Annotated in this window: 22 protein-coding genes; 12 read left to right on the top strand and 10 right to left on the bottom strand. The window is 65.1% G+C overall.

What is annotated here, in order from left to right:
- Nucleotide 1: 1 nt before the first annotated feature.
- On the bottom strand, nt 2–814 hold the full coding sequence (locus WHZ77_RS24750) for an SDR family NAD(P)-dependent oxidoreductase (protein ID WP_375310344.1): 813 nt from the start codon (nt 812–814) through the stop codon (nt 2–4).
- A gap of 232 nt (nt 815–1,046) precedes the next feature.
- Between WHZ77_RS24750 and WHZ77_RS24745 the strand changes: the two genes are divergently transcribed.
- Genes WHZ77_RS24745 through cyoD form a run of 4 tightly spaced genes read left to right on the top strand, consistent with a single transcriptional unit; the run spans nt 1,047 to nt 4,903 of the window.
- Entirely contained in the window at nt 1,047–1,880 is an 834-nt protein-coding gene (locus WHZ77_RS24745) for a cytochrome ubiquinol oxidase subunit II (protein ID WP_375310343.1), read from the top strand.
- Nucleotides 1,870–3,870, top strand: coding sequence for a cytochrome o ubiquinol oxidase subunit I (cyoB, locus tag WHZ77_RS24740; protein ID WP_375310342.1), 2,001 nt, complete (start codon nt 1,870–1,872; stop codon nt 3,868–3,870). Before WHZ77_RS24745 ends, cyoB begins: the two co-directional genes overlap by 11 nt.
- A complete protein-coding gene (locus WHZ77_RS24735) occupies nt 3,870–4,511 on the top strand; it encodes a cytochrome (ubi)quinol oxidase subunit III (RefSeq protein ID WP_375310341.1) in 642 nt (213 codons plus the stop codon). The genes cyoB and WHZ77_RS24735 overlap by 1 nt, the downstream gene beginning before the upstream one ends.
- Complete coding sequence (gene cyoD, locus WHZ77_RS24730) at nt 4,508–4,903, top strand: cytochrome o ubiquinol oxidase subunit IV (protein ID WP_375310340.1); 396 nt, start codon at nt 4,508–4,510, stop codon at nt 4,901–4,903. Before WHZ77_RS24735 ends, cyoD begins: the two co-directional genes overlap by 4 nt.
- Nucleotides 4,904–5,112: 209 nt before the next feature.
- Here cyoD and WHZ77_RS24725 read toward each other — a convergent pair whose 3' ends face one another.
- Nucleotides 5,113–5,901 carry a thermonuclease family protein gene (locus WHZ77_RS24725; RefSeq protein ID WP_375310339.1) on the bottom strand — a complete coding sequence of 263 codons (789 nt, stop codon included), beginning with the start codon at nt 5,899–5,901 and terminating at the stop codon, nt 5,113–5,115.
- A gap of 203 nt (nt 5,902–6,104) precedes the next feature.
- Between WHZ77_RS24725 and WHZ77_RS24720 the strand changes: the two genes are divergently transcribed.
- From WHZ77_RS24720 to WHZ77_RS24705, 4 genes are all read left to right on the top strand, one after another.
- Nucleotides 6,105–7,703: a GMC family oxidoreductase gene (locus tag WHZ77_RS24720; RefSeq protein WP_375310338.1), complete on the top strand. Its 1,599-nt coding sequence runs from the start codon at nt 6,105–6,107 to the stop codon at nt 7,701–7,703.
- Nucleotides 7,704–7,710: 7 nt separating this feature from the next.
- The gene (locus WHZ77_RS24715) at nt 7,711–8,160 is read left to right on the top strand and encodes a hypothetical protein (RefSeq protein WP_375310337.1); all 450 of its coding nucleotides are present in this window, start codon (nt 7,711–7,713) and stop codon (nt 8,158–8,160) included.
- A gap of 91 nt (nt 8,161–8,251) precedes the next feature.
- Nucleotides 8,252–9,271, top strand: a complete 1,020-nt coding sequence (locus tag WHZ77_RS24710) for a S1C family serine protease (protein WP_375310336.1) — start codon at nt 8,252–8,254, stop codon at nt 9,269–9,271.
- A 59-nt stretch (nt 9,272–9,330) separates the two neighbouring features.
- Entirely contained in the window at nt 9,331–11,055 is a 1,725-nt protein-coding gene (locus WHZ77_RS24705; RefSeq protein WP_375310335.1) for an FAD-dependent oxidoreductase, read from the top strand.
- A gap of 144 nt (nt 11,056–11,199) precedes the next feature.
- Here WHZ77_RS24705 and WHZ77_RS24700 read toward each other — a convergent pair whose 3' ends face one another.
- Nucleotides 11,200–14,676 (bottom strand): indolepyruvate ferredoxin oxidoreductase family protein, encoded by a 3,477-nt coding sequence (locus WHZ77_RS24700; protein WP_375310334.1) that lies wholly within the window; start codon nt 14,674–14,676, stop codon nt 11,200–11,202.
- Nucleotides 14,677–14,827: 151 nt separating this feature from the next.
- Here WHZ77_RS24700 and WHZ77_RS24695 point away from each other — a divergent pair, with 151 nt between their 5' ends.
- From WHZ77_RS24695 to WHZ77_RS24685, 3 genes are all read left to right on the top strand, one after another.
- The gene (locus WHZ77_RS24695; RefSeq protein ID WP_375310333.1) at nt 14,828–14,965 is read left to right on the top strand and encodes a hypothetical protein; all 138 of its coding nucleotides are present in this window, start codon (nt 14,828–14,830) and stop codon (nt 14,963–14,965) included.
- 396 nt (nt 14,966–15,361) lie between these two features.
- On the top strand, nt 15,362–16,060 hold the full coding sequence (locus tag WHZ77_RS24690; RefSeq protein WP_375310332.1) for a cysteine hydrolase family protein: 699 nt from the start codon (nt 15,362–15,364) through the stop codon (nt 16,058–16,060).
- 10 nt (nt 16,061–16,070) lie between these two features.
- A complete protein-coding gene (locus tag WHZ77_RS24685; protein ID WP_375310331.1) occupies nt 16,071–17,738 on the top strand; it encodes a regulator in 1,668 nt (555 codons plus the stop codon).
- 77 nt (nt 17,739–17,815) lie between these two features.
- On the opposite strand, the gene WHZ77_RS24680 is transcribed toward WHZ77_RS24685, so the two are convergent.
- A complete protein-coding gene (locus WHZ77_RS24680; protein WP_375310330.1) occupies nt 17,816–18,826 on the bottom strand; it encodes an AraC family transcriptional regulator in 1,011 nt (336 codons plus the stop codon).
- A gap of 162 nt (nt 18,827–18,988) precedes the next feature.
- On the opposite strand from WHZ77_RS24680, the gene WHZ77_RS24675 reads away from it, so the two are divergent.
- Complete coding sequence (locus WHZ77_RS24675) at nt 18,989–20,584, top strand: hypothetical protein (RefSeq protein ID WP_375310329.1); 1,596 nt, start codon at nt 18,989–18,991, stop codon at nt 20,582–20,584.
- A gap of 121 nt (nt 20,585–20,705) precedes the next feature.
- Here WHZ77_RS24675 and soxA read toward each other — a convergent pair whose 3' ends face one another.
- From soxA to WHZ77_RS24645, 6 genes are read right to left on the bottom strand one after another with little or no spacing between them, the layout of a single operon-like run.
- Complete coding sequence (gene soxA / locus WHZ77_RS24670) at nt 20,706–21,485, bottom strand: sulfur oxidation c-type cytochrome SoxA (RefSeq protein ID WP_375310328.1); 780 nt, start codon at nt 21,483–21,485, stop codon at nt 20,706–20,708.
- Nucleotides 21,482–21,799, bottom strand: coding sequence for a thiosulfate oxidation carrier complex protein SoxZ (gene soxZ / locus WHZ77_RS24665; protein ID WP_375310327.1), 318 nt, complete (start codon nt 21,797–21,799; stop codon nt 21,482–21,484). The genes soxA and soxZ overlap by 4 nt, the downstream gene beginning before the upstream one ends.
- On the bottom strand, nt 21,799–22,266 hold the full coding sequence (locus tag WHZ77_RS24660; protein WP_375310326.1) for a SoxY-related AACIE arm protein: 468 nt from the start codon (nt 22,264–22,266) through the stop codon (nt 21,799–21,801). Before WHZ77_RS24660 ends, soxZ begins: the two co-directional genes overlap by 1 nt.
- A gap of 8 nt (nt 22,267–22,274) precedes the next feature.
- The gene (gene soxX / locus WHZ77_RS24655; protein WP_375310325.1) at nt 22,275–22,721 is read right to left on the bottom strand and encodes a sulfur oxidation c-type cytochrome SoxX; all 447 of its coding nucleotides are present in this window, start codon (nt 22,719–22,721) and stop codon (nt 22,275–22,277) included.
- The gene (locus WHZ77_RS24650) at nt 22,714–23,985 is read right to left on the bottom strand and encodes an FCSD flavin-binding domain-containing protein (RefSeq protein ID WP_375310324.1); all 1,272 of its coding nucleotides are present in this window, start codon (nt 23,983–23,985) and stop codon (nt 22,714–22,716) included. Before WHZ77_RS24650 ends, soxX begins: the two co-directional genes overlap by 8 nt.
- A gap of 52 nt (nt 23,986–24,037) precedes the next feature.
- Nucleotides 24,038–26,224 carry a molybdopterin cofactor-binding domain-containing protein gene (locus WHZ77_RS24645; RefSeq protein ID WP_375310323.1) on the bottom strand — a complete coding sequence of 729 codons (2,187 nt, stop codon included), beginning with the start codon at nt 26,222–26,224 and terminating at the stop codon, nt 24,038–24,040.
- Between the last annotated feature and the right edge of the window lies 1 nt (nt 26,225).

Here is a 26,225-nt window from a genome sequence, read left to right as displayed (position 1 = left end):
TCTAGTGCTCTTGTGATTCGCGTTGGGGAGCCTGCAGCGTGACGCCGCCGTCCACCACCAGCACCTGGCCGGTGATGTAGCGGGCAAAGTTGCTGAGCAGGAATTTGACGGCGTGGCCGACGTCCCAGCCGGTGTCTTCGGTCTTGAGAACGGACGCCTTGGCCCGCTGCGCGCGAGCCTGCTCGCTCATGCCGCGGGCATAGACCATCGGCGTGTACATTGGTCCCGGGCAGATGCAGTTGACGCGGATGTTGTCGCGGCCGTGATCGACCGCCATCGCGCGGGTCAGGCCGATGATCGCGGCCTTCGAGGTCGTGTAGGTCGTGAGCCCGCGCGGCCGCAGTGCCGAGATCGAGGAGATGTTGATGATCGCGCCGCCCTTCGCCGTCCTGATCATCGCGGGGATCGCGTGCTTCGAGAGCAGGAACATGGTCTCGACATTGACCTGCATGACGCGGCGATATTGCTCGGGCGCCTCGTCGACCACGCTGCCGCGGCTGCCGATGCCGACATTGTTGTCGAGGAAATCCAGCCGGCCCCAGCGATCAAGCGCGGCTTCGACCAGCTTTTTGCAATCATCTTCGCTGGTGACGTCGCCACCGTGGGCAGCGGCCGTGCCGCCTTCGGCTGTGATCATCTCCACGGTGCGCTCGGCCAGCTTGAGGTCGCGATCGGCCACCAGCACGTTTGCGCCGGCGCGGGCCAGCAGAATTGCTGCAGCGCGGCCGTTGCCGGTGCCATCGCCCGCGGCGCCGCCGCCGCTGATCAGCGCCACCTTGCCGGCGAGGCCGGCATCGTCCTCAGGGCCTCGCATGTCATTTCATCCCACCATTTTCGTGCAGATTAGCAATCGTCCCAACAGGAGAGAAGGCCGGCAGTCCCGCGCAGATGTCATTGACATCGCATGGAATTGCATGCCGCGGGGCGGCACGAGGCGCGTTTGATCGGGCGTGTCCCGGAACCGTCCTCACCCGCTCGCGTTTGTTGCGTGGCCGTTTCCGCGCTAGGCTGTCGTCCGGGGTTTCCCAATCGCCAGTGGCTTGCCGATGAATCTGCTCGATCCACAAGGGCCGGTGGCTGCCGCCAACAGCACCATCCTGGTCGATTCCGTCTTCATCATGCTTGCGATCGTGGTGCCGACCATTTTCGCAATCCTGGCTTTTGCGTTCTGGTTTCGCGCCTCAAATCCGAAGGCGCGCTTCCAACCTGACTTCGTCTATTCCGGTCGTGTCGAGATGGTGGTGTGGGCGATCCCCGCGCTCACCGTGATCCTGCTCGGCGGAGTCGCCTGGATCGGCTCGCATCAGCTCGATCCCGCAGCGCCCGTGCCGGGCACCGGCAGTCCGGTGAGGATCCAGGCTGTCTCGCTCGACTGGAAATGGTTGTTCATCTATCCGGATCAGCGCATCGCCACCGTCAACACACTGACGGTGCCGGCCGGCGCCGAGCTGAATTTCCAGCTGACATCGTCGAGCGTCATGAACACGTTCTTCATCCCGCAACTCGGCAGCATGATCTACACCATGAACGGCATGGTGACGCGTCTGAACCTGCGCGCCGACAACGAAGGCAAGCTGCAGGGCCTGTCGGCGCATTTTTCGGGCGACGGCTTTCCCGACATGATGTTCGACGTCAACGTGATCTCGCCGATCGCCTTTCCGGATTGGGTGGCGGCGACGGCGAAGTCCGACGCCGTGCTGAACGAGGACAGCTACAAGAAGCTGATGCAGCAGGGCATCGAGAAGGGCAGGCCGAGTTACCGTCTCGACGATCCCCGGCTGTTCGACCTGATCGCGACCCAGCACATTCCACCCGGGCCCGGACCCGAGTTGATCTCGGATGCGGGCCGCCCGCACAGTGGAGGCCACGATGCTCGGTAAGCTCGATTGGTCGGCCATTCCATTCGATCAGCCGATTCCGCTGATCGCGGGCGCGGTGGTGCTGGTTGCGATCCTCGCCGTGCTGATCTGGGTCGTGGTGAAGGGACATCTGCCTTATCTCTGGCATGAATGGATCACCAGCGTCGACCACAAGCGTATCGGGGTCATGTACATCCTGCTGGCTTCCGTGATGCTGCTGCGCGGCGGCAGCGATGCCTTCATGATGCGGATCCAGCAGGCGGTCGCGTTCCAGTCGCAGGGCTATCTTCCGCCGGAGCATTACAACCAGATCTTCTCGGCTCACGGCACGATCATGATCTTCTTCGTGGCGATGCCGTTCGTGATCGGGCTGATGAATCTCATCGTGCCGCTCCAGCTCGGCGTGCGCGACGTGGCTTTCCCGACGCTCAATTCGGTCGGCTTCTGGCTGACCGCGACCGGCGCGCTGCTCGTCAATCTCTCGCTCGTGGTCGGTGAATTTGCGCGGACCGGCTGGCTCGCCTTTCCGCCGCTGTCGGAACTGTCATATTCACCGGGCGTCGGTGTCGATTACTACGCGTGGTCGCTCCAGATCTCCGGCGTCGGCACGCTGGTGGCCGGCATCAATCTCGTCACCACGGTGCTTAAGCTGCGTACCAGGGGCATGAACTATCTGCGCATGCCGATGTTCTGCTGGACCACGCTGGCTTCGAACCTGCTGATCGTCGCGGCGTTTCCGATCCTCACCGCCACGCTCGCGATGCTGCTGCTCGACCGTTACCTCGGCTTTCATTTCTTCACCAACGAGGCCGGCGGCAACGTCATGATGTTCATGAATTTGATCTGGGCCTGGGGGCATCCGGAGGTCTACATCCTCGTGCTGCCTGCCTTCGGCATCTTCTCCGAGGTGGTCTCGACCTTCTCCGGCAAGGCGCTTTTCGGCTACCGCTCCATGGTGCTCGCGACCATGGCGATCTGCGTCATCTCCTTTATGGTCTGGCTGCACCACTTCTTCACGATGGGGGCGGGCCCAGACGTCAACGCCATCTTCGGCATCGCCAGCATGATCATCGCGGTGCCGACGGGTGTGAAGATCTACAACTGGCTGTTCACGATGTACGGCGGCCGCGTCCGCTTCACGACGCCGATGCTGTGGGCGGTCGGCTTCATGGTCACCTTCATCATCGGCGGACTGACCGGCGTGCTACTCGCGGTGCCGCCGGCCGACTTCATGCTCCACAACAGCATGTTCCTGGTGGCGCATTTCCACAACGTCATCATTGGCGGGGTGCTGTTCGGTGCCTTCGCCGGGTTCGAATACTGGTTCCCGAAGGCGTTCGGCTTCCGTCTCGACGAGCGCTGGGGCAAGACGGCGTTCTGGTTCACGTTTCTCGGTTTCTACGTCACCTTCGTTCCGCTCTATGTCGCCGGCATGCTCGGTATGACCAGGCGCATGCAGCACTACGATGTCGCGGCGTGGCGGCCGTGGATGCTCATTGCGGCAGCCGGCATGGCCGTGCTGACGATCGGCGTGATCTGCCAGATCGTGCAGCTCGTGGTCAGCATCCGCAATCGCGAGGCGCTGCGCGACCGGACCGGCGATCCCTGGGACGGGCGCTCGCTGGAATGGGCGACTTCGTCGCCGCCACCGGTGTTCAACTTCGCCTTCAATCCTGATGTCCGCGGCGAGGATGCCTATTGGGACATGAAGACCCATGCGCGACAGCAATCGTTCGAACACCAAGAGCCTGGGTATCAGGACATCGAGATGCCCAAGAACTCGCCGACCGGTTTTGTCTGCGCGTTCTTCGCCACCATCATGGGCTTCGCGCTGATCTGGCACATCTGGTGGATGGTGATTTTGGGCGGCATCGGCGCGTTCGCGACCTTCGTCGTATTCGCCTGGCGCGACCATGACGAATACGTCATTCCGGCCGACGAGGTCGCGGCGATCGACCGGGTCAATATCGAGGAACGGCGCAGCCTCGTCAGCATGGCGGGGACGGTCTGATGTCGATGACCGCAACCGCCGGCCGCGCCCATGCCGATCCCCATCACATCGGGCTCGTCATCGAGCATCCGGGACCTGCGCCGAAGCGGACAGTTACCGCCTATGGCTTCTGGGTGTTCCTGCTCTCCGACATCGTGATGTTCTCCTGCTTCTTTGCAGCCTATGCGGTGCTAGCCGACCAGACTGCCGGCGGCCCGAAGGGCTCGGAGATCTTCGAGCAGAGGAATGTCGCGATCGAGACGGTCTGCCTGCTGCTGTCGAGCTTTACCTGCGGTATGGCGAGCATTGCCGCCGACGTGCGCAACCGGTTCTGGTTCTACCTCGGCATGGCCGTGACATGCGTGCTGGGACTGATCTTTCTCACCATTGAGTTCCGCGAATTCGCCGATCTCATCGCGCGCGGCTATGGCCCCTCGCGCAGCGCATTCCTGACGTCGTTCTTTTCGCTAGTCGGATGCCACGGCCTGCACGTTTCCGCCGGCGTTCTCTGGCTTCTCACCATGATGGCCCAGGTCTTCGCAAAGGGCTTTCGCGCCGACGTCCTGCGCCGGATGATGTGCTTTGCGCTGTTCTGGCACGCGCTCGACATCGTCTGGGTCGGGGTCTTCTCCGTCGTCTATTTGCTTGGGAGTGGCGTATGAGCGATCAGACCCACGTGCGCACCGAACATGACATCGCACCGGGCGATGAAGAGCAACATGGCGTCGGCGAACGTATCCTCGGCTACGTCGTCGGCCTTGCGCTTGCGCTGTTGCTCACGGCGACGTCGTTCTTCATCGCCGGCACCGATCTGGTCTGGCAGCCCTCCATCCCTGTCGCATTGATCGTGCTCGCGATCGCACAGATGGGAGTGCACCTGGTTTTCTTTCTGCACATCACGACGGGGCCTGATAATACCAACAACGTGCTCGCGCTGGCGTTCGGCCTTCTGGTCGTGTTCCTGGTGGTCGGCGGCACCGTCTGGATCATGGGGCATCTCAACCAGAACATGCCGCCGATGGACCAGATCATGCCGATGCGCCGCTTGCCCTGAACAAAAAAGAAGAGCCGCTTGTTTGTGACAAGCGGCCCAAGTCTAGGGAGGAAACGCCCGAGCAAAGCAATCGGCCGAAGCCGGATTGCTGCCAAGGAGGCGATAGCGAAAAGCGCTACCGCACGGTCCTAGAGATGCCGCAACTCCCGATAGAAATCAATTCCGGATCAATACTGTCCCGGCTCTCTTTCGGATGGTTGACGTTTCCTTCATTTTGGCCGGCGGCAATTATAGGCCTTGCGGAAGCCCGCGGCCTGCGCGTCGTCCTCCGAGCAGAACCAGCGGTCCGGCTTGGTGGTCGCGGGATAGCTCGGGCAGCCCCTTAAGTGATAGATGCCGACATTACCGGTGACGCGTGCGCGCACCGCGAGCTTGCCCTTGATGCTGCAGCTTGGCGGCATGGTCAGCTCTTCCGGAAACAGCACCGCGCGAATCTCCTTGTCGCGGTCTGGGCGGCAGGCCGCGCCGAGCAGCGCGCCGTCCTTCTTGCCCATGCGGAATTCTTGCGGTGCAACAAAACAGCCTTTCCAGAGGCCGGCCGATGCCGCCTTGGCTTCGGCGGCTGCCGGCTTGACGTTGGCCTTGATCGGTTCGCGGGCGATGGCGTAGCCGAGCTTGATCAGTTGCTCGTTCAGGGTGACCTTGTCGCCCTCGGCCGTGCAGATCGCGCGATGCCGCTTGCCAAAGCTCTTCTCCGGTCCGACGTCGTCGCAGCGCACGGAGCGCTTGTTGATCAGCTTCGCCAGCTGGTCGCGGGCCTCGATGCCGCAGGTCCAGGGATCGGCGTGATCGTCGATGCAGACCTGGTCCAGCTCGGGCGCGTCGACGCCGTCCAGCCGGTAGGTGACGTCGCCGAGCTGGATGGAATTGGCATCCCGCACGGTCGCGGCCGCGGTCAGGGCGGAGGCCGGTCCCGAAAGCGCCGAAATTCCCGACAGAGCGAGAAATAGAACCAGCGCGAATGCGCGGACGGCGGCAAATGAATTCTCGAAGGGCATAATTTCTCGCTATCGATGGCTCTTGCGCCTCGTTCCTAGCATCCGGGCGTGGCAACACCAATGGTCTGCGCCCTGCGAAGTGCGACATTCCCCGCCTGTGGCTTTACTCAGCCGCGGCTCTGATCCTATCGTTTGCGCAGGCCTTGCGAGCCGTGATGGCCGAATCGCCCGGGAAGCGGCGAGGGCGGGAGGACGATGTTTCGATGAAAGACCCCGTGGACGTCCTGATCATCGGCGCCGGCGCTTCAGGCGCGGCAGTGGCGTGGTCGCTGGCCGAGACCAAGATGCATATCCTGTGTCTGGAGCAGGGCGGCTGGATGAACCCGGCGGAATATCCGAGCACCGGCCGCGATTGGGAGGCCAAATTTTACGGCGAGTGGGCGACCAGCCCGAACATCCGCGGCCGGCCCGAGGACTATCCGATCAACGACGACAATTCGCCGATCAAGGTCGTCAACTACAATGCCGTGGGTGGCTCGACCGTGATGTACACCGCGCACTGGCCGCGGCTGCATCCGTCCGATTTCAAGGTGAAGACGCTCGACGGCGTTGCCGACGACTGGCCGATCGACTATGACGCACTGACGCCGTTCTTCGAAGAGAACGACCGCATCATGGGGACGTCAGGCCTGTCGGGCGACCCGCTGTCGCCGCTGACGCATCCGCCGATGCCGCAGCAGCCGCTCGGATTGTCCGGTGCGATCCTCGGCAAGGCCATGAACAAGCTCGGCTGGCACTGGTGGCCGTCGGACACAACGGTCGCGACGACGGACTACGAGGGCCGCGCGCGCTGCATCAACCTCGGCCATTGCACGCCGGCATGTGCGCAAGGCGCAAAGTCCTCCACCGACATCACCTATTGGCCGCAGGCGGTCCGCGCCGGCGTCGAGCTGCGCACGCATTGCCGGGTGCGCGAGATCACCGCCGACGAGAACGGCATGGCCACGGGCGTGGTCTACTACGACAAGGACGGCGTCGAGCAGTTTCAGCCGGCGCATGTCGTCATCATCGCTTGCAACGGTGTCGGCACGCCGCGTCTGTTGCTGAACTCGGCGTCGAGCCGCTTTCCGAATGGCCTCGCCAATTCGTCGGGCCTCGTCGGCAAGAACCTGATGTTCCATCCCTATGCGCAGATCTACGGCTATGTGAAGGAGCCGACCGACAGCAACCGCGCGCCGCCGACCTGCCTGTGGAGCAAGGAGTGGTACGACACGGACCTGTCGCGCGGCTTCGTGCGCGGCTACGGCGTCCAGTTCGTGCGCGGTGCCGGGCCGGTGTTCGAGGCCGTCGTCAGCGAGCAGAAGGGCATTTTGCCGTGGGGCGCCGATCATCACCGCGTGTTCCGCAAGCTCAACGGCCACCGGCTGGGCTTCTCCGCGATCTGCGAGGATTTGCCGGAGGAGCACAATTGCGTCACGCTCGATCCGATGCTGAAGGACAGCCACGGCATTCCCGCGCCGAAGATCAACTACACGATCAGCGAGAACAGCCAGAAGATGATGGACCACGCGCTCGCGCGCGGCCGCGAGGTCCTGGAAATGGCGGGCGCGACTGACCTCTGCATCAACTCGCCGATCCCATGGGGCGGCTGGCACTTGCTCGGCACTGCGCGCATGGGCACCGACCCCGAACGCTCCGTCGTCAACGAATGGGGCCGCACGCATGACGTGAAGAACCTCTTCATCGTCGACGGTAGCATCTTCGTCACCTCGGGCGGCGTGAACCCGACGTCCACCATCCAGGCCCTCGCGCTCTACATCGCCGACCAGATGAAGCAGCGCCTCGCCAATCTGTTCGATTGAGGCCGTCATGTCCGAAAGCTATCAACTCACGCGCGCCCAACGCGACGACCTTCGCACCATCGCCGCGATGATCGTCCCCGCCAGCGACGAGTACAAGGTGCCGGGCGCCGACGATCCCGCGATCCTGGCCGACATGCTGGCGACGCTCGGCCGCGACACCAAATTGGTAGTCGCTGCGCTGGATCATCTGGCGCGGCTGGCAGGTCAGCCGCTCGCCGCGCTCGATGCCGCCAGGCGCGATGCGGTGGCGCAGGAGTTTCGCAAGAACGGCGGCGCGGCGTCTGCAACGCTCGTTCGCGTCGTCCTTCAATGCTACTACCGCGACGACCGTGTGCTGCGCTCGCTCGGGCTCGAGCTGCGTGCACCGTTCCCGAAGGGCTACGTCCTCCCCGATGGCGATTGGTCGCTGCTCGACCCGGTCAAGGCGAAGGCGGGCACGCTGCGGCGGGCGCCCTAGCCATCTGGGTAGCCCAGCCCTGTGCCCGGGTGGGCCCACTTGCGCAGGCAGGAGCAGGCCACCATCTGTGTGAGCCTCAAGGACTCCTATCATGCTGGATTTCACCTCAGACATCGTCGATGACGCCTCGTCATCGCGGGCGGTGACGGCTGCCCCGGACAATGACCGGGCTCTGCTGGACGCCTATTCCAATGCCGTGATTGACGTCACTGACCGTGTCGGCCCTGCGGTCGTGCGCGTCGAGACCGGACCGAAGGTGCCGAACGGCCGCGAACGCGGTGGGCTCGGCTCCGGCATCGTGATCTCGCCGGACGGGCTCGTGCTCACCAACAGCCACGTGGTCGGCGCCTCCAGGGAGATCCGGCTGCGCGACGTCGAAGGGAATGTCGGCGATGCCCGGGTGCTCGGCGTCGATCCCGATACGGATCTGGCGCTGCTGCGCGCCAACGGCGTTCGCGACTTGCCTTATGCTGCGCTCGGCAACTCCCAAAGCCTGAAGCGCGGCCAGCTCGTGATTGCGATCGGCAATCCGCTCGGCTTTGAATCGACCGTGACCGCCGGCGTGGTCTCGGCGCTCGGACGTTCGATCCGCTCGGTGAGCGGGCGCACCATCGAGGACGTGATCCAGACCGATGCCGCGCTCAATCCCGGCAATTCCGGCGGCCCGCTGGTGTCGTCGAATGCCGAGGTGATCGGCATCAACACCGCGATCATCAGTGGCGCGCAGGGCATCTGCTTCGCGGTTGCCAGCAACACCGCGCAATTCGTGCTGTCGGAGATCATCCGCCACGGCTATGTGCGCCGTGCCTATATCGGCGTCGCCGGACAGACTGCGCCGATCCCGCGGCGGCATGCGGTGCTGGCCGGCGTCGACAACAAGATGGGTGCGCTGCTGGCGCAGATCGAGCCGGACGGGCCGGCGGCGAAGGCGGGCTTGTTGCCCGGCGACGTCGTGATCAGGCTCGACGGCGTCGCGATCAACGGCGTCGACGATCTGATCCGCGTGCTCGACCGTGACCGGATCGGCCGACGGCTCGCCATGGACGTGCTGCGGCTCGGCCGTCTGCGGGCGATCGACATCGATCCGATCGAGCGCAAGCCGGCCCGCTAGCGCTGGGCAGGCGGGGCGAGGTATGACGGTGTCATGCCTTGTCCCGGGAAACCCGCCGTATGATGCCGGCGCACGAGACCTACGACGTCATTGTCATCGGTGCGGGTGCCGGTGGCATGACGGCGGCGTCGGTGGCCGCCGCCGAAGGGCTGCGCGTGCTGGTGATCGAGAAGACCGCCTTCGTCGGCGGGACCACCGCCTGGTCGGGCGGCATGGTCTGGATCCCCGCCAATCCGAAGATGAAAGAGGCGGGACTTTCGGACAGCGTCACGGATGCCGTCCAGTACCTCGCGAGTACCGTGCCGGAGCCCGCCAATGCCGGCTTGCGCGCTGCCTTCCTTGCGCGCGGGCCGGAGGCGGTCGCCTATCTCGAAGCCAACACGGAGGTTCGTCTTCAGCCGGTCAAGGCCTATCCGGACTATTATCCGGAGCGGCTCGGCGCGACATCAGGCGGGCGCGTGCTGGAGCCGGTCGCGTTCGACGGCACCCGGCTCGGCGCGCATTTCGTGCGGCTGCGCGCTCCGCTGCCGGAGTTCACGCTGTTCGGCGGCATGATGGTCAACCGTCTCGATATCCCGCATCTGCGCCGGGTCGGAAAGTCAGTGCGTTCGACCCTGCGCGCGGCGCGTCTGGTCTCTGAATACGCGTTGCAACGGATCCGCAGTCCGCGCGGGACCACGTTGCATCTCGGCAATGCGCTTGTGGCGTGGCTCTATGCGTCGCTGTTGGCGCGGCATGTCGAGATCCTGTTCAGCGCCGACGTCGAGGATCTGTCGATGCAGGGCGATCGCGTCGCTGGCGTGGCGATCCGCCATGGCTCCCGCGATCGCCTGATTGTCGCGCGCCGCGGCGTGGTGGTCGCGACCGGCGGCTTTTCGCACGATGCCGCTTTGCGCAAACGCTATTTCCCCGCGGCAGCCGGTTTCGTCTCGGCGACCAGCACATCCGGCACAGGCGACGGAATTCGGCTTGCGGCAACAGTCGGTGCTGCGCTCAATGCGGATGCGACGAGTCCGGCCTATTGGGTGCCGGCCTCGCTGTTCCGCCGCGCCGACGGCAGTCGCGGTGTCTTCCCGCACACGGTGACGGACCGCGCCAAGCCCGGCGTGATAGCCGTCAATGCCGCGGGCCGGCGCTTCGTCAACGAGGCGCTGTCCCACCACGAGTTCGTGCTTGCCATGCTGCGTGACGGCAAGGGTGAGCCGGACCGTCCGTTCTATCTGGTCTGCGACCGCCAATTTCTGTGGAGCTACGGCCTCGGCCGCATCAAGCCGTTCACGCGCGGGATTCGGCGCTATGTGGCGAGCGGTGAGTTGATTGAGGCTCCGGATATCGCGCAGCTCGCGGCGCAGATCGGCATCAAGCCCGCCGTGCTTGCCGCGACGATCACGACCTACAACGACGACGCGAAGGAGGGCCGCGATCCCGAATTCGGCCGTGGCAGTACCGTCTATCAGCGCCATCTCGGTGATATCAGCCACAAGCCCAACCCCTGCGTCGCGCCGATCGTGCGTGCGCCGTTCTTCGCGATGCGCATCTATCCCGCAGATCTCGGCACCGCGATCGGCATGAAGGTCGACGCCCAGGCCCGCGTGCTGCGCGAGGACGGCACGCCGATCGCCGGCCTCTACGCCTGCGGCAACGACATGGGCTCGATCATGAACGGCAATTATCCGGGGCCGGGCATTACGTTGGGGCCGGCGCTGACGTTCGGGTATATCGCAGGGAGGCATCTGGCGGAGGGCGGGGTAACGACACCGAGTGCTGCGAAGGCATCTGTCTAGTCTAGTCGTTGTCCCCGCTATATCCACGATCTCCGTCATTGCGAGCGTAGCGAAGCAATCCGTAAATCTTTCTGCGTTGGCAGTCTGGATTGCGTCGCAGGGGCTCCTCGCCATGACGAGGAGAGGCCTTTTCTCTCTTAACTGCTACTCCGCCGCGGCCGCGAACTGGCTGTTCTCCAGCTCCGCTTCCAGCCGCGCCTTCTCGGCCGCCGCCAGCTTGATATTGGCTTCCTTGACGTAGCCGAAACCGCGGATCTTTTCCGGCACGCGCGCGAGCCTTGCGAGCAGCGGTATCTGCTCCGCTTTCAGCCCTGCCATCCGCTGGTCGATCATGCCGAGATAATCCGCGACCAGTTTTCGCTCGGTTTTCCGCTCTTCAGTACGGCCGAATGGGTCGAACACGCCACCGCGCAGGAACTTGAGTTTTGCCAGTACGCGGAACGCATGGATCATCCAGCCACCGAATTCTTTCTTCTGGAGATGGCCCGTTACCTTGTCGCGCTGTGCGAAGATCGGCGGCGCTAGATAGAACTTCAGCGAAAAGTCGCCGTCGAACTTCTCCGACACCTTCTTCGCAAAGTTACCGTCGGTGTAGAGCCGCGCGACCTCGTACTCGTCCTTGTAGGACATCAGCTTGAACAGGTTCTTCGCCACGGCCTCGCTCAGCTCCGTCGACGCGGGCGACGCGGAGCTCTCCGCCTTGCGCACCTTGGCGACCGCCGCGAGATAGCGATCTGCATAGGCTTTGTCCTGATAGCCGGTCAGGAACTCCGCGCGGGTGGCGATGATGTCGTCGAGAGACCTCGTCGGCGCACTCGCCCGGCTCTTGAACTGAACCACGCTGCGCACCCGCGACATGTCGTGGGCGGCCAGGCGTCCCCAGGTGAAGGCGAGCTTGTTCATCTCGATCGCGGCGCCGTTGATCTCGATGGCGCGGAGCAGGGCCTCCAGCGACAGCGGAATCGCGCCCTTCTGGAAGGCGAAGCCGAGCATGAAGGGATTGGTTGCGATGCTGTCGCCCATCAGAGCGGCGGCAATGCCTGTCGCGTCGATGATGTCCAGGTTCTTCTCGCCGATCGCGTCGCGCAGCACGGTCTGCATCGTGCCCATCTCGAAATCGAGATCGGGGTTTTGCACGAAGCTCGCGGTCGGCTGCAGGTCGGCGTTGATGTAAGCCTTGGTGACCCCGCGTTCGGCGCGGCTGAGAGCGGAGGGACCTGCCGACACGATCATGTCGCACCCGAGAATGACGTCGGCGCCGCCCGTGGTGATGCGGACGGCGGAGATGTCCTCCGGCTTCGGAGCGATGCGGACATGGCTCATCACCGCGCCGTTCTTCTGCGACAGGCCGGTGAAGTCCAGCGCCGAGCAGCCGCGGCCGTCGACATGGGCAGCCATGCCGAGCAGGGCGCCGATGGTGATGACGCCAGTGCCGCCGATGCCGGTGACGAGGATGTTGTAGGGACCGTCCAACTCGCGCGCCGGCGGCAGCGGCAGGTCGGCGAACAGCTGCCCTGAATCGACTGACGAGGTCTTGATGCGCTTCAGCGTGCCGCCATGCACGGTGACAAAGCTCGGGCAGAAGCCTTCGACGCAGGAGAAGTCCTTGTTGCAGTTCGACTGGTCGATCTGGCGCTTGCGGCCGAACTCGGTTTCCAGTGGCTGCACCGAGACGCAGTTGGAGGCCTGCGAGCAATCACCGCAGCCTTCGCAGACGAGCTCGTTGATGAAGGCGCGCTTGGCGGGATCGGGATAGAGCCCGCGCTTCCGGCGGCGGCGCTTTTCCGCCGCGCAAGTCTGGTCGTAGATGACGACGGTGAGACCCTTGATGTCGCGCAGCTCGCGCTGCACGGCGTCGAGTTCGCGGCGGTGATGGATGGTCGCGCCCTGCGGGAAGTAATTGCCTTCCGGGTACTTGCCCGGATCGTCGGAGACGATCGCGAGCCGCTTGACGCCCTCGGCCCAGACCTGATGCGCGATCTGCGCGACGTTGAAGGCGCCCTCGGCCGGCTGGCCGCCGGTCATCGCGACGGCGTCGTTGTAGAGGATCTTGTAGGTGATGTTGATGCCGGCGGCGGAGGCCGCGCGCAGTGCGAGCAGCCCGGAATGCGTGTAGGTGCCGTCGCCGAGATTCTGGAAGATGTGCTGCTCGGTGGTGAAGGGCGACTGGCCGATCCAGTTCACGCCCTCGGCGCCCATGTGCGAGATCAGATCGGTTCGGCGGGTCGGCATGCTCAGGGCCATGCCGTGGCAGCCGATGCCGGCCATGGCGCGGCTGCCTTCGGGCACTTTCGTCGAAGAGTTGTGAGGGCAGCCCGAGCAGAAGAACGGCGTGCGCGCGAGCTTGATCTGCGTGGTGGCAGTGACGGGGTGGTCGAACGCCTCGAGCCGGGCGAGACGCTGCTCCAGCACCGGGCTGTGATGGCCGAGCCTGCGAAGTCGCGCCACCAGCGCGGATGCAACGATGGTCGGCGTCAGTTCGCCTTCGCTCGGCAGCAGCGGCGCGCCGCTCTCGTCGCGCTTGCCGGTGACGGTCGGGCGCCGGGACGCATCGATGTTGTAGAGGATTCGCATCAGCTGGTCTTCGATGAAGCCGCGCTTCTCCTCGACCACGAGCACGTCCTGCAGACCTTCGGCGAAGCGCTTCGCGCCGCTCTCTTCCAGCGGCCAGGTCATCGCGACCTTGTAGATGCGAAGGCCGAGGTCCTGCGCGTCCTTGTCGGTAATGCCGAGATCGGCCAGCGCCTGGCGCAAATCGAGATAGGCCTTGCCGGTCGCGACGATGCCGAGCCGTGCCGGCCTGGAATCCAGCACGATGCGGTCGAGCTGGTTGGCGCGCGCAAAAGCCTGCACCGCGGCCATCTTCGGGCCGAACAGGCGCCGCTCGGCATCCAGCGGCGGATCGGGCCAGCGGATGTTGAGACCGCCGGGCGGCATCTCGAAATCATCGGGCAGCTTGATCTGGATGCGCTCGGGGTCGCTGTAGATCGAGGCCGAGCTCTCCACGGTCTCGCTGATCGCCTTGAAGCCGACCCAGCAGCCGGAGAAGCGCGACAGCGCGAAGCCGTAGAGGCCGAGATCGAGATAATCCTGCAGCGTCGCCGGATTGATCACGGGGATCAGCGCTGCCGCGAACACCTGCTCGCTCTGATGCGCCAGCGTCGAGGACTGGCAGCCATGGTCGTCACCCGCGAGCGCCAGCACGCCGCCATTGAGCGAGGTGCCGGCCGCATTTGCGTGCTTGAGCGCATCGACCGAGCGGTCGACGCCGGGGCCTTTGCCGTACCAGATGCCAAACACGCCATCGACCTTGGCGCCGGGAAACAGGCCGACCTGCTGGCTGCCCCAGACGGCGGTCGCGGCCAGATCCTCGTTGAGGCCGGGCACGAAGGCGATGTCGTGCTGCTGGAGGTGCGACTTCGCGCGCCACAACGCGTGGTCGTACATGCCGAGCGGGGAACCGCGATAGCCGGAGATGAAGCCGCCGGTGTTGAGCCCCTGGAGCCGGTCGCGTTCGCGCTGCAGCATGGGCAATCGAACCAGGGCCTGCGTGCCGGACAGGAAGATCCGCTTCGATTCGAGCCGGTATTTGTCGTCCAGCTCGACCTGCATCAGCGTCATTTCGGAAGTCCTTGTCTTTCGTTCGGCGTGGGGTTTGCGCTGCGGGAGGGATTGCGGCTGCGCGACGCGAATTACGACAGTCAAGAGCATGGGCCAGCGAAGTCAATACGGCTAGCCGCATCCGTGGCGCTACCGCCAGTCATGGCTTCCAGTGGATCAGGTTGATCCGGTGCCGCTGTTCGTCGCGCTCTCCGGCAACCGCCGCACCGAGAGTGCATGGGTGAAGACGCCCGTGTTCGATAAGTGGGGCGCGGCGGTGGCGAAGATGCTGCTGAACAGGCGACGCTGAAGGATCCGTATGCGCCGCACGAGGAGGTGTATCGGCAACTGTATGGGGCGGGGCGGTAGAGGTAAGGCGTCGCAGCACACTCTCCTCGTCATTCCGGGGCGCGCGTAGCGCGAGCCCGGAATCCATCGGGCCACGAGCCATGACGTGAAATGGATTCCGGGCTCGACGCTTGCACGTCGCCCCGGAATGACGGCGAGTGACACGCCGCCTCGCCGCCCATCCTTTAAGCAAATGCACGTCGCAAAGCCGTCGCACAGGGAATAAGCAGCGACCGGTTACGGGCGTAAGTTTTTGAGCACGCAACGAATTCCCTCACGCCCTATGCTCCAAAGCTATTGTACACAATGGCACGGCGTTTGCAGAACTCCCGGAGAGTTCTCGCGGGGGCCTTGAGTCATGTTGAACTCAACCAAGCCGACACCGGGCGTCATCAGCGCCGAGCCCGAGCCGATCAAGCTCGATTGGGCGAGTACCGCGCTCGTGATCATCGACATGCAGCGCGATTTCATGGAGCCCGGCGGGTTCGGCGAGACCCTCGGCAATGACGTCAGCCAGCTTGCGCGCGCCGTGAAGCCGATCGGTGCGCTGCTGAACGCGGCGCGCGACAGCGGCATGCTGGTGGTCCACACCCGCGAGGGGCATCTGCCTGATCTTTCCGATGCGCCGCTGGCAAAAGTCGAGCGCGGCGCGCCGAGCCTTCGCATCGGAGATCCCGGCCCGATGGGGCGCATTCTCATTCGCGGCGAGGCCGGTCACGACATCATTCCAGAACTCTATCCGCTCGACAGCGAAGTCGTGATCGACAAGCCCGGCAAGGGTGCGTTCTACGCCACCGAACTCACCGATGTGCTGGAGAAATACGGCATCGAGAATCTTCTGGTGTGTGGCGTCACCACGGAGGTCTGCGTCAACACCACGGTGCGCGAAGCCAATGACCGCGGCTATCGCTGCGTCGTCATCTCGGACGGCTGCGCATCCTACTTCCCCGAATTTCACGAGATGGGCCTGAAGATGATCAAGGCCCAGGGCGGCATCTTCGGCTGGGTCGCGGACTCAGCCGCGGTTTTGGAGGCAATGAAGGTTTCGGCCACATAGGGGAAATATCATGAGCGCATTGACGGGGACGGCTGGCAAATCTGAGAGCAATACGTCCGAGTTCAAGCCGGCACTATGGACACCGGGCGACTGGAACGCATTTTTCGGTTTCGGCACCAACATTCTCGTCAACATGCTGGTGCTCACGGGGCTGTTGCGCTTCGTCTTGAAGATGCCGGATAGTCTGGTGTTCGGCCGCATCCTGCCCGCGCTCGGGCTGATGATGTGCCTGTCGACCTTCTACTACGCGTATCTCGCCTATCGACTAGCGCAGAAGACCGGCCGCACCGACGTCTGCGCGCTGCCCTCCGGCGTCAGCGTGCCGCACATGTTCATCGTCACCTTCGTGATCATGCTGCCGATCACGATCAAGACCGGTGATCCGCTGAAGGGCTGGTCGGCCGGCCTCGTCTGGGTGTTCTTCCAGAGCTTCATTCTCATGATCGGTGGCTTCATCGCGCCGTTCATTCGCAGGATCACGCCGCGCGCGGCGCTGCTCGGCACGCTCGCAGGCGTCTCCGTCACCTTCATCTCGATGCGGCCCGCACTCGAAATGTACATGACGCCGCAGATCGGCCTGGTCTGCTTCGCCATCATCCTGGTGAGCTGGTTCGGCGGCGTGAGATATTGGCGCGGCATTCCCGCCGGTCTTGTCGCGATCGCGGTCGGCATGGTCATCGCCTGGGGCTCGAACCTGTTCGGCCTCGGTCTTGGCGGCTTGAGCGTCAAGGGCGTCGGTGACGCCTTCGCAAACTTCGGCTTCTCGGTGCCGATCCCGGCGGTGGGTTACGTCTTCTCCGGCTTCGAATTCCTCGGCATCATCCTGGTCACCGCCATTCCCTTCGGCATCTACGACCTCGTCGAGGCCATGGACAATGTCGAGAGCGCGGAAGCGGCCGGCGACGAATATCCGACCACGCGCGTGCTGACCGCCGACGGCGTCGTCAGCCTGATCGGCTGCCTGATGGGCAACCCCTTCATCAACGCCGTCTATATCGGTCATCCCGGCTGGAAGGCGATGGGTGGCCGCATCGGCTATTCGGCTGCGACCGGCATCATGGTGGTCGTGTTGGCGTGGTTCGGCATCATCTCGGTACTGCTGGCACTCGTGCCCGTCGTCGCGATCTCGCCGATCCTGCTCTATATCGGCATGCTGATCGGCGCGCAGGCGTTCCAGACGACACCGGTCAAGCACGCGCCGGCGATCGTGCTGGCCCTGACGCCGCATCTGGCCGCCTGGGCCAAGCTCCAGATCGATACGATGCTGGGCTCGACCATGATGGCGGCGACCTCGGTCGGTGGTCTCGCCGCCGACAAGGCCGACGCGGTCAAGGCCGCGGCGATCGCAGCGCTGCCGCAGCAGGGCGTGTTCTATCGCGGACTCGAAGTCATGGGCGGCGGCTCCATCCTCGGCGGCCTGATCCTCGGCGCGATCGGAGTGTTCATCATCGAGCGCGACTTCGAGAAGGCATCAAGCTTCGCCCTGGTCGGCGCCGTGCTCACCTACTTCGGCTTCATGCACGGTGAAGCCGTCGGCATCGGCGGCGGCTTCGGCGTCACGCCCGCGGTGGCACTCGCCTATGCGGCGATGGCGGCCGGCCTGTTCGCGGCCAGCAAGCTCGGCGCCACCGAGCACTATGCCGCGCATCCGGAGCTGCACGCCGCACCGGCGGAGTAGGCTGGGCGAGGCCTGTCGATCGCGGTCGGGCGACGAGGAGTCGTCCGGCCGTTTGCTTTTCGGCTCTGCGGGGTAACTCAGCCGAGCCGGCCGATCCACTCGCGGAATAGCTCCGGGCCGGCTTCGACTGCTGCTGCAAGATCTTGCAGCCGGGCGTCGCGCGCGGCGCGCGGCGAGTAGCCGAAGCGTTGCCGGAAGCTGCGGCTGAAATGGGCCTGGCTCAGGAAGCCGAATTCGGCGGCGATCTCTGCATTCCAGCGATCCTCGCCCGAGTCGTCGAGCAGCACATGGATCGCCTCGAGCCGTCGTCCGCGGATGTAGTCGGCGACGCCTGCGAGTGGCGCAAAGACGCGATAGAGCACTGAGCGCGACACACCGATCTCGCGGCAGATGGTCGCCACCGACAGGTCGCTGTGGCCCAAATTCTGGTCGATGAAACGGCTGGCGCGATGCAGGATCCCGACGTCACGCCGGTCAAGTCCTTGCTCGCGCGGCCGCGCGGCCACGCCAAAGCATCCGCGCAGCAGCCCGAGCGTCGTTCGGACCGCTTCGGGCGCGTCGGTCTCGTCCATCGCCGGAAGCCTTCGCCGCAGCAGCGTCATCTGGTCGGCGAGAACCCGGCCCGCGGCACCATCAAGAACGAGCCCGTGCAGATCGAGGCCATCGGGCGCGGCGCTGACGATAGGATCACGCTCGACGTCCAGGCTGATGGTGTCGGTCGCCGTTGCGATGCCGTCGAAGGGCCGCGTCAGATCCAGCACTAGCACTTGACCGGGGCCGGCCGAAATCGGCTCGCCGTCGACCTCGCCGCTCCAGGCGCCGCGCCGGAGCAGCAAGAGCGCGAATGAATTGCGGCCGTCGGCCTTTGCCAGCGCGGCGGAGCGGGTGAAGCGCACCGGTCCCATCCGGGTGGCCGCGGCGACCAGGCCTCCGAGCAGCCACGCCTCGGCATGGACTTCGAAATCATCCCGATCCGTGCCGTCGGGGAGTGACACTTCATAGTGCGTGAGAATCGCGCGGTAGCGGTCGAGGCGCTCGGCGGAAGGCAGCTCCGCAGTATCAAAGCGCAGATACGGAATTCTCGTCATGCCAGGCCGCTCCCTCCGGCAGTTGGTCTGCAAATTGGGACGATCAGGCAAGTTTCCGCACCGTCGAACCGCAGTCTCCGGACACGAATATTCATATTATTGCGCGCGGGCCAGACGTGTGTTTCGCGGCTCCACAATTTGCAATGACGTGAAGGCAGAGCGATGAAGACGCTGGGGATCGGTTTTGCGGCGCGGCTGGCCGAGGGAAGGATCGGCGAGACGACGGCACGGACGGGGAGAGGTGCGGCGTGGCGCCGAACGCGGCCAGCCTCGATCTGCGTAGCGGCGGCGATCGTGCTTGGCGCCTTGCTCGATGCTCGATCCGCGCAGGCACAGTTCGTCTGCGTCGACTCCAGCAACGGCACCGGCGGCGCGGGTGCCGGCTCCGCCGGAAGCACGGCTTGCGGCACCGGCAGCACGGCCGGCGGCGCATCAGCCTCGTCCTACGGCGCGTCCAGCAACGCCTTTGGCAATTTCAGCCTTGCTGCCGGCGCCTTGAGCCAGGCGACCAACGAGCAAACCGTCGCGGTGGGCTATGGCGCCACCGCGGCCGGCCGGTACACCTCCGCCACCGGGGCGCAGAGCGCCGCCAGCGGCTACGAGAGCTCAGCTTACGGCTATGTGAGCAATGCGAGCGGCGACTTCGCCGTGGCCGTTGGCTCCAACAGCAGTGCCGCCGGCTGGATGTCCTCGGCGGTGGGGACCAGCTCCCATGCCTCCGCCGACTACGCGACCGCAGCCGGCGGCTGGAGCACTGCGACCGGCATGTCCAGCTCGGCCTACGGCACGAGCAGCTACGCGGCCGGCGATAGTTCGCTGGCGGTCGGCGCCTGGGCGGTTGCTAATGTAGGCAGCACGAACGGGACGGCTGTCGGCTCCAACAGTGTGGTCACCGGCGCCAACAGCACCGCGGTCGGCGCGAGCAATAGCGTCACCGGCAACAGCAGCGGCGCGTTCGGCACCGGCCAGGTCGTCCGCGGCAATGGCAGCTTCGTGCTGGGCGCCAACAACACGGTCAACGGCGCCATCCTGGCCGGCCGCGGCGACAACATCAACGTGGTCGGCTCCAACAACGCTGTGGCCGCAACGGCGAGCGCCGCTGGGTCCTCGGTGTTCGGCTCCGGCAACGCCGTCAATGCGCCCAATGCGCTGGTCATGGCGAACGCGGCGACCGTGTCCGGCTCAGGCGCCATCGCAATCGGCAGCACCGTATCGGTTGCCGGCGCCAATGCCGTTGCCGTCGGCAACAATGCCAGCGCGGATTTCGCCAACTCTGCCGCCATCGGCAATGGCGCTACAGCGACGCGCGCTAACCAGCAGACGTTCGGCACGGCGAGCAACACCTACACCATGGCCGGCATCACCTCGTCGGCAAGCAAGGCCGCGCAAAGCGGCGCGACACAGCTTGTAACGTCCGATGGCGCCGGCAACCTCGCGACCACGACCCTCGGCGCGCTCGGTATAGCCTCGACGGGTGATCTCAGCGCCATCAACGGTCGTCTCGACGACCTCAACAGCCGGACCAGCAAGGCGACCAGCGGCGTCGCCATGGCTTTTGCGATGGCCGGCGTGCCGACGCTGCTGCCGAACGAGCGCTTCGCCATGTCGATGAACTACGGAACCTTCGAGCGAGCCAACGGTCTGGCGTTCAACGCGGCAGTTCGCCTCAACGGAAACATGCAGTTCAACGGCGGCATCGGCTATGGGCCCGACGAGAAGGTCGCCGGCGGGCGGGTCAGCCTGCGCATTGGCTGGTGATGCCGGCGCAATCGTATCCGCGCACGAGCTCCGCGAAACGAGCGATCGCGGGCGGACGATCATCCGCCCTTGACGTCGCCTGCCAGCGACCGTGCCGAGCCTGTCTAGCCCCAATCGACCATCAGGGCCGGACGGCCGGCGTTTCCATCGGCAAGCCGCGCGCCCGCGACATCAAATAGAGCTCGAGCGCGACCAGTTCGGGCGAGCCGTAATCAAAGGCCTGGGCGCGAACGCCGGTCACGCAGCTGCGCAAGCGCCGTTCCAGCGATCCCAGCGTCTGCCATTCCAGCCGGTAGAGCGGATAGCCGGTCGGCTGCGCCTGCGTGATCGGTGCGCCGGCGAGGCGCTTGTCGAAATTGTCGTCGTGGCAATTGGCGCAGGCGAGGTTGAGCTGACCCTCGCGCTGCATGAAGAGGTCGCGGCCCTGCGCAACGAACGGTTTCAATTCGGGGGCATCGCCAGCCGTGATCGCGACGCCGCGGGACTGGTGGGCGACGAAGGCGGACAGTGCCAAGAGGTCGCGGCTCTCGTAAGGCAGCGGCGCTGCCTGCTGATGATCAGCGCGGCAGAGATTGATGCGCTGGTCGAGCGTGACGGGGCGGCTGAGCGGTTTGTCGAAGGCGGGGTAGCGCGCCGCGACGCCCTTCATGCTGGTGCGCGCGTCGCCATGGCAGTCGGCACAGGATTTGTCGGCGCCGCCGGTCTTCCTTCCCCACAGTGCTTCGCCGTCGAGCACGAACAGCATGCCCGGATTGGACGTGTCGTCGTCCTGCATGGCGCGCGTCTCGGACCCCATGAAGGAATAGCCGGAGCGGCGCGCCTCGGGCGGGATTTCGCCGGCGAGCAGGGCGGGGGTCACGGTCAGCAGTGCCGCCGCCGCTATCGCGCGCCAAAAAATCATTCGACCGTGATCGATGTCGATGCGGTGGATGAATAGCCGTTGTCGCCGATCCATTCGAACTCGAACTTGCCGCTCTCGTGCACAACTGTGAAGAAGGACAGATATGGGTTGGCGGCGATCGCCGGAAACAGATCGGCACGAAAGATCTCGGTGCCGTTGTAGCGGCAGGTAAAGCTGGTGATGATGTCGCGCGGCACCAGCGCGCCGTCCATGGTGTGGCGAAAGCCGGTTTCCATGATGTGCGAGGTCAGCATGCGGATCTCGATGACGTCGCCGCGCCTCGCCTTGGCGGGAACGTTGATGAGGGCGGCCATCAGTTCACCTCCTCGGTGCAGGCGGCCAGGGTCACGACCACGTCGGCTGTTACCTGCCAGAACGTGTCGTCGGAGAGCCGGGCGATCGCCACCACCTTCTGGGTGTCGGCGAGCCGGATCCTGGTCGAGACCTGGGCACGTCCGGAGGAGGGGTTGAGATAGAAATTGCCGATGTTCGGCTGCGGGTTCTTCTCGTTGAAGACGTGGATGCTCTTGACGTAGTCGGTCGCCGTCATCGGGCTCGCGACGCTCACCGTCATCGGCACCGTGTTGCCGTTCTCGACCAGCGGCGGAATATCGAGCTTCACCTTGCCGTTGCGGATCGACGCTTCACCGACGACATTCCGGATTGCGGTGCTGAGCATTGCCGGTGTCGCGTCGAGCGGCCGCAGCGTGACGATCGGGATCGTCCCGACCACCGTCACGCTCCCGGCAAGGCTCAAGAATTGTCGTCGCGTGGCTGGCATGAACAGTCCTAGTCCCGAAGCGTTGCAAGAAAGGCCACGATGTCCTCGATTTCCGCAGCCGACAATATCGGCTTGCCGTCGAAATTGCGCCCGACGCGGACGAGGCCGGCGTTGCGATAATAGGACGGCATCATCGTCTCCGCGTTGAAGCGCGAGGCGTCAACCAGCCGAAGCCGCAACTGGCTCGCCGTCCAGCGGTTCCCGGTGCCGGCAAGATCGGGCGCGAGGTCGCCCTGGAACCGCGCTTCCGGAAACGGGCCGGAATGGCAGAGGATACAGGTCGTCGTGCGCGCCAGCACCAATGCGCGGCCGCGTGCGGCATCACCGGTCGAGCCTGTGAGCGACTCTGCGATGCCGTCGCCGGCGATCCTGTAAGGCACAAGCTCGTTCGCGTTCGCAGCGCAGGCAACACTGGCGGCAATCAGCGCTGCGATATGGACGGATGCTCTAGCCAAAAGTGTCCGCCGTGATGGTGTGAAACCAGCGCTCGGCCTCCGCCGCCTCGCGGGCGCGCGTTTCGCGCGGCGCATCGACCGGGCTGGTCGCGCCGCCCTCGACCTCGGCAAAGATATCGCCTTTGGGCTGGTAGTTGCCTGCAAGCGAGAAGCCGTAACCGGGGGCGACGATGTTGTAGCAGACGCCGTTCAGGCGCGGCGTTTCCGGTGCACGGCCCGCGAGCAGGCTGACGATGGTGGCCGCGCAGGCCTTGCCTTGCGCGCTCGCGGCGGAGGCCGATTTGGGGATGCCGCCGCCGAGACAGGCGTCGCCGATGACGTGGATGTTGGGGACGAGTTTTGACTCGAAGGTCACAGGATCAATCGGGCACCAGCCGGTCGCATCCGCAGCGCCCGCGACCTCGGCGATGTGCCCGGCACGCTGCGGCGGGATGACATTGGCGACGTCGGGCGTGTAGTTGCCGAACTCGGTGATGATGGTCCGGGTCGAAGGATCGACCGAGGTGACACGACCGCCCTGCGACAGTCCCACGCGCTCGATCATGTCGCCGTAGAGCTCTTTCCAGGCCTGCTCGAACAGCCGCTGCTGCGAAAAACTGTCCTTGGCATCGAGGATCAGCACCTTCGAGCGCGGCTTCTTCATTTTCAGGTAGTGGGCGATCAGGCTGGCGCGCTCGTAAGGTGCCGGCGGACAGCGTGAGGGATTGGCAGGGATCGCGATGGCGACCGTGCCGCCATCGTCCATCGCCTCCAGTTGCCGGCGCAGCAGCAGTGTCTGCGGGCCGGCCTTCCAGGCGTGCGGCATCTTCTCCGAGGTGGTCCCGTCGTAGCCGGGCAGGGCTTCGAAGTTGAAGTCGATGCCGGGAGAGAGCACGAGACGGTCGTAGGGCAGTGCAACGCCATCAGCCGTCATGACGCTGCGCTGCTGCGATCCGATCGTGGTCACGGCCTCGCCGATCACGATGATGCCCTCCGCGGCGAGCCTGTCATAGTCAAACTGTTGGGCGTGAATATCGCGCAAGCCAGCGACCACCTCGTTGCTGAAAGGGCAGGAGGTGAAGACCGCGTTGGGTTCGATCAGGATGACCTGCAAGTTGGCCTGCGCACGCTTGAGCGCACGCGCACAGGCTGCGCCGCCAAAGCCGCCGCCGACCACGACGATGCGGCCCGCCGATTGTGCGCGCAGGATCGAAGGTGTGGCGAGCGATGTGGCTACAGCGGTGATGCCGAGGAGGGCATTCCGCCGTGTCACCGGCACATTCATGAGCGTTGTCCAGAAAATGCCGCGGCGGCCGATGTGGCCGCCGCGGCGTCTCTTAGGCGAAGGTGATGTTCTGGTCGCGCAGCGGCACCGAGCGGATGCGCTTGCCCGTCGCCGCGAAATAGGCGTTGAGCACCGCAGGTGCCGCTACTCCGATGGTCGGCTCGCCGACGCCGCCCCAGAATCCGCCGCTCGGCACCATCACCGATTCCACCTTCGGCATCTCGTTGATGCGCATCGAATTGTAGGTGTCGAAGTTGGTTTGCTCGATCTTGCCGTCCTTGACGGTGCAGCCGCCGTAGAACAGCCCGGATAGGCCGTAGACGAAGGAGCCGGCGATCTGCCGCTCCACCTGCGCCGGGTTGACGACGTAGCCCGGATCAGTGGAGGCGACGATGCGATGCACCTTGATCTTGTTGCCGTCGGTCACCGAGATTTCGGCGGCGCCGGCCACATAGCTGCCATAGCCCATGACCTGCGCGATGCCGCGATAGATGCCTTTCGGCGCCGGTGTGGTCCAGCCGATCTTCTCGGCCACGGCATTGAGCACCGCCAGATGCTTGGGATGGTTGCCCATCAGCTTGCGGCGGAATTCGAGCGGGTCCTGACCTGCGGCCTGGGCCAGTTCGTCCATGAAGCATTCCATGTAGATCGCGTTGTGGTTGACGTTCACGCCGCGCCAGAAGCCGGGCGGAACGTGCGGGTTGCGCATCGCATGCTCGACCAGGAGATTGGGCACCGAGTAACCGAACGCGGCCTCGCCGGACTGGGCGACGCCCTGGAATGCGGCCGGATCCATGCCGTTCTGCAGCGCTTCGGGACGCAGCGAGAACAGGATCGACTGTCCGGACAGGCGGTAGTGCAACGCGACCAGATTGTTGTTGGCGTCGAATGCGCCGGTCATCTTGCACTGGGTGATCGGGTGATACCTGCCGTGCGCCATGTCCTCTTCGCGCGACCACACCAGCTTGATCGGCGTGCCCGGCATCTGCTTGGCGATCATGACCGCCTGGCGGACATAGTCGGTCTGACCGCGCCGGCCGAAGCCGCCGCCGGGCATCACCTTGTGCACGTCGCACTTCTCTGCCGGCAGGCCCGAGGCTTCGAGCGTGGCCGCGAAGGCCGCCTCGCCATTCTGCGTGCCGCACCAGACCTCGCACTTGTCCGCCGTGTAGAGCGCAGTAGCGTTCATCGGCTCCATGGTGGCGTGGTTCTGGTAGGGGTAGCTGTAGACGGCCTCGACCTTCTTGGCGGCGCCGGCGATCGCCGCTTTCGCGTCACCGTTCTTGTTGCCGACATAGGCCGGCTGGTCGTTGTCGAGGCCCTCGGCCAGCCACTTCGCGATCGACTCGCTGGAGACCTTGGCGTTGTCGCCTTCGTCCCAGACGATCGGCAGCGCGTCGAGCGCGGTCTTGGCGTGCCACCAGGTGTCGGCAACGACCGCGACCGCGGTATCGCCGACCTTGACGACCTTCTTGACGCCCTTCATGCCGGCGACCTTCGCTTCGTCATAGCTCTTCAGCTTGCCGCCGAACACCGGGCAGTCCTTGATCGCGGCGTTCAGCATGCCCGGCAGCTTGACGTCGATGCCGTAGACCATCGTGCCGGTGGTCTTGTCGGCGGTGTCGAGCCGCAGCAGACCCTTGCCGATGATTGTCCAGTCCTTGGGATCCTTGAGCTTGACCTCGGCCGGCGGTGTCAGCTTGGCGGCCGCTTCGGCGACCTTGCCGTAAGTCGTCGTCTTGCCCGATGCCTTGTGCGTGATGATGCCCCTGGCGACGGTGCATTCGGAGGCCGGCACCTTCCACTCGTTCGCGGCAGCCTCGATCAGCATCATGCGCGCGGTGGCGCCGCCCTTGCGGACATAGTCTTGCGAAGAGCGGATGCCGCGGCTGCCGCCGGTCGAGAAATCGCCCCAGACCCGCTTGCGGGCGACGCTCTGGCCGGGTGTCGGATATTCGGTCGTCACCTTCGACCAGTCGCATTCGAGTTCTTCGGCGACGAGCTGAGCGAGGCCGGTGAGCGAGCCCTGGCCCATCTCGGAGCGAGCAATGCGGATCACCACGGTGTCGTCGGGCCGGACCACGACCCAGGCGTTGACCTCGGGCGAGCCGTCGGCCGCGCGGACCACGGCGGGTCCGCCGAAGGGCAGGTCGAGGCCGATTGCGAGGCCGGTGCCAACAGCGGCGGTGCCGACGACGAAGGCGCGGCGGTTCATCCTGGGAGAGATGTGCTTGTTCATG

The sequence above is a fragment of the Bradyrhizobium sp. A5 genome (assembly GCF_042076515.1).
Classification (GTDB): domain Bacteria; phylum Pseudomonadota; class Alphaproteobacteria; order Rhizobiales; family Xanthobacteraceae; genus Bradyrhizobium; species Bradyrhizobium cosmicum.
The sequence above is the reverse complement of the archived record's forward strand: the minus strand, read 5'-3'. Positions and strand labels throughout refer to the sequence as shown.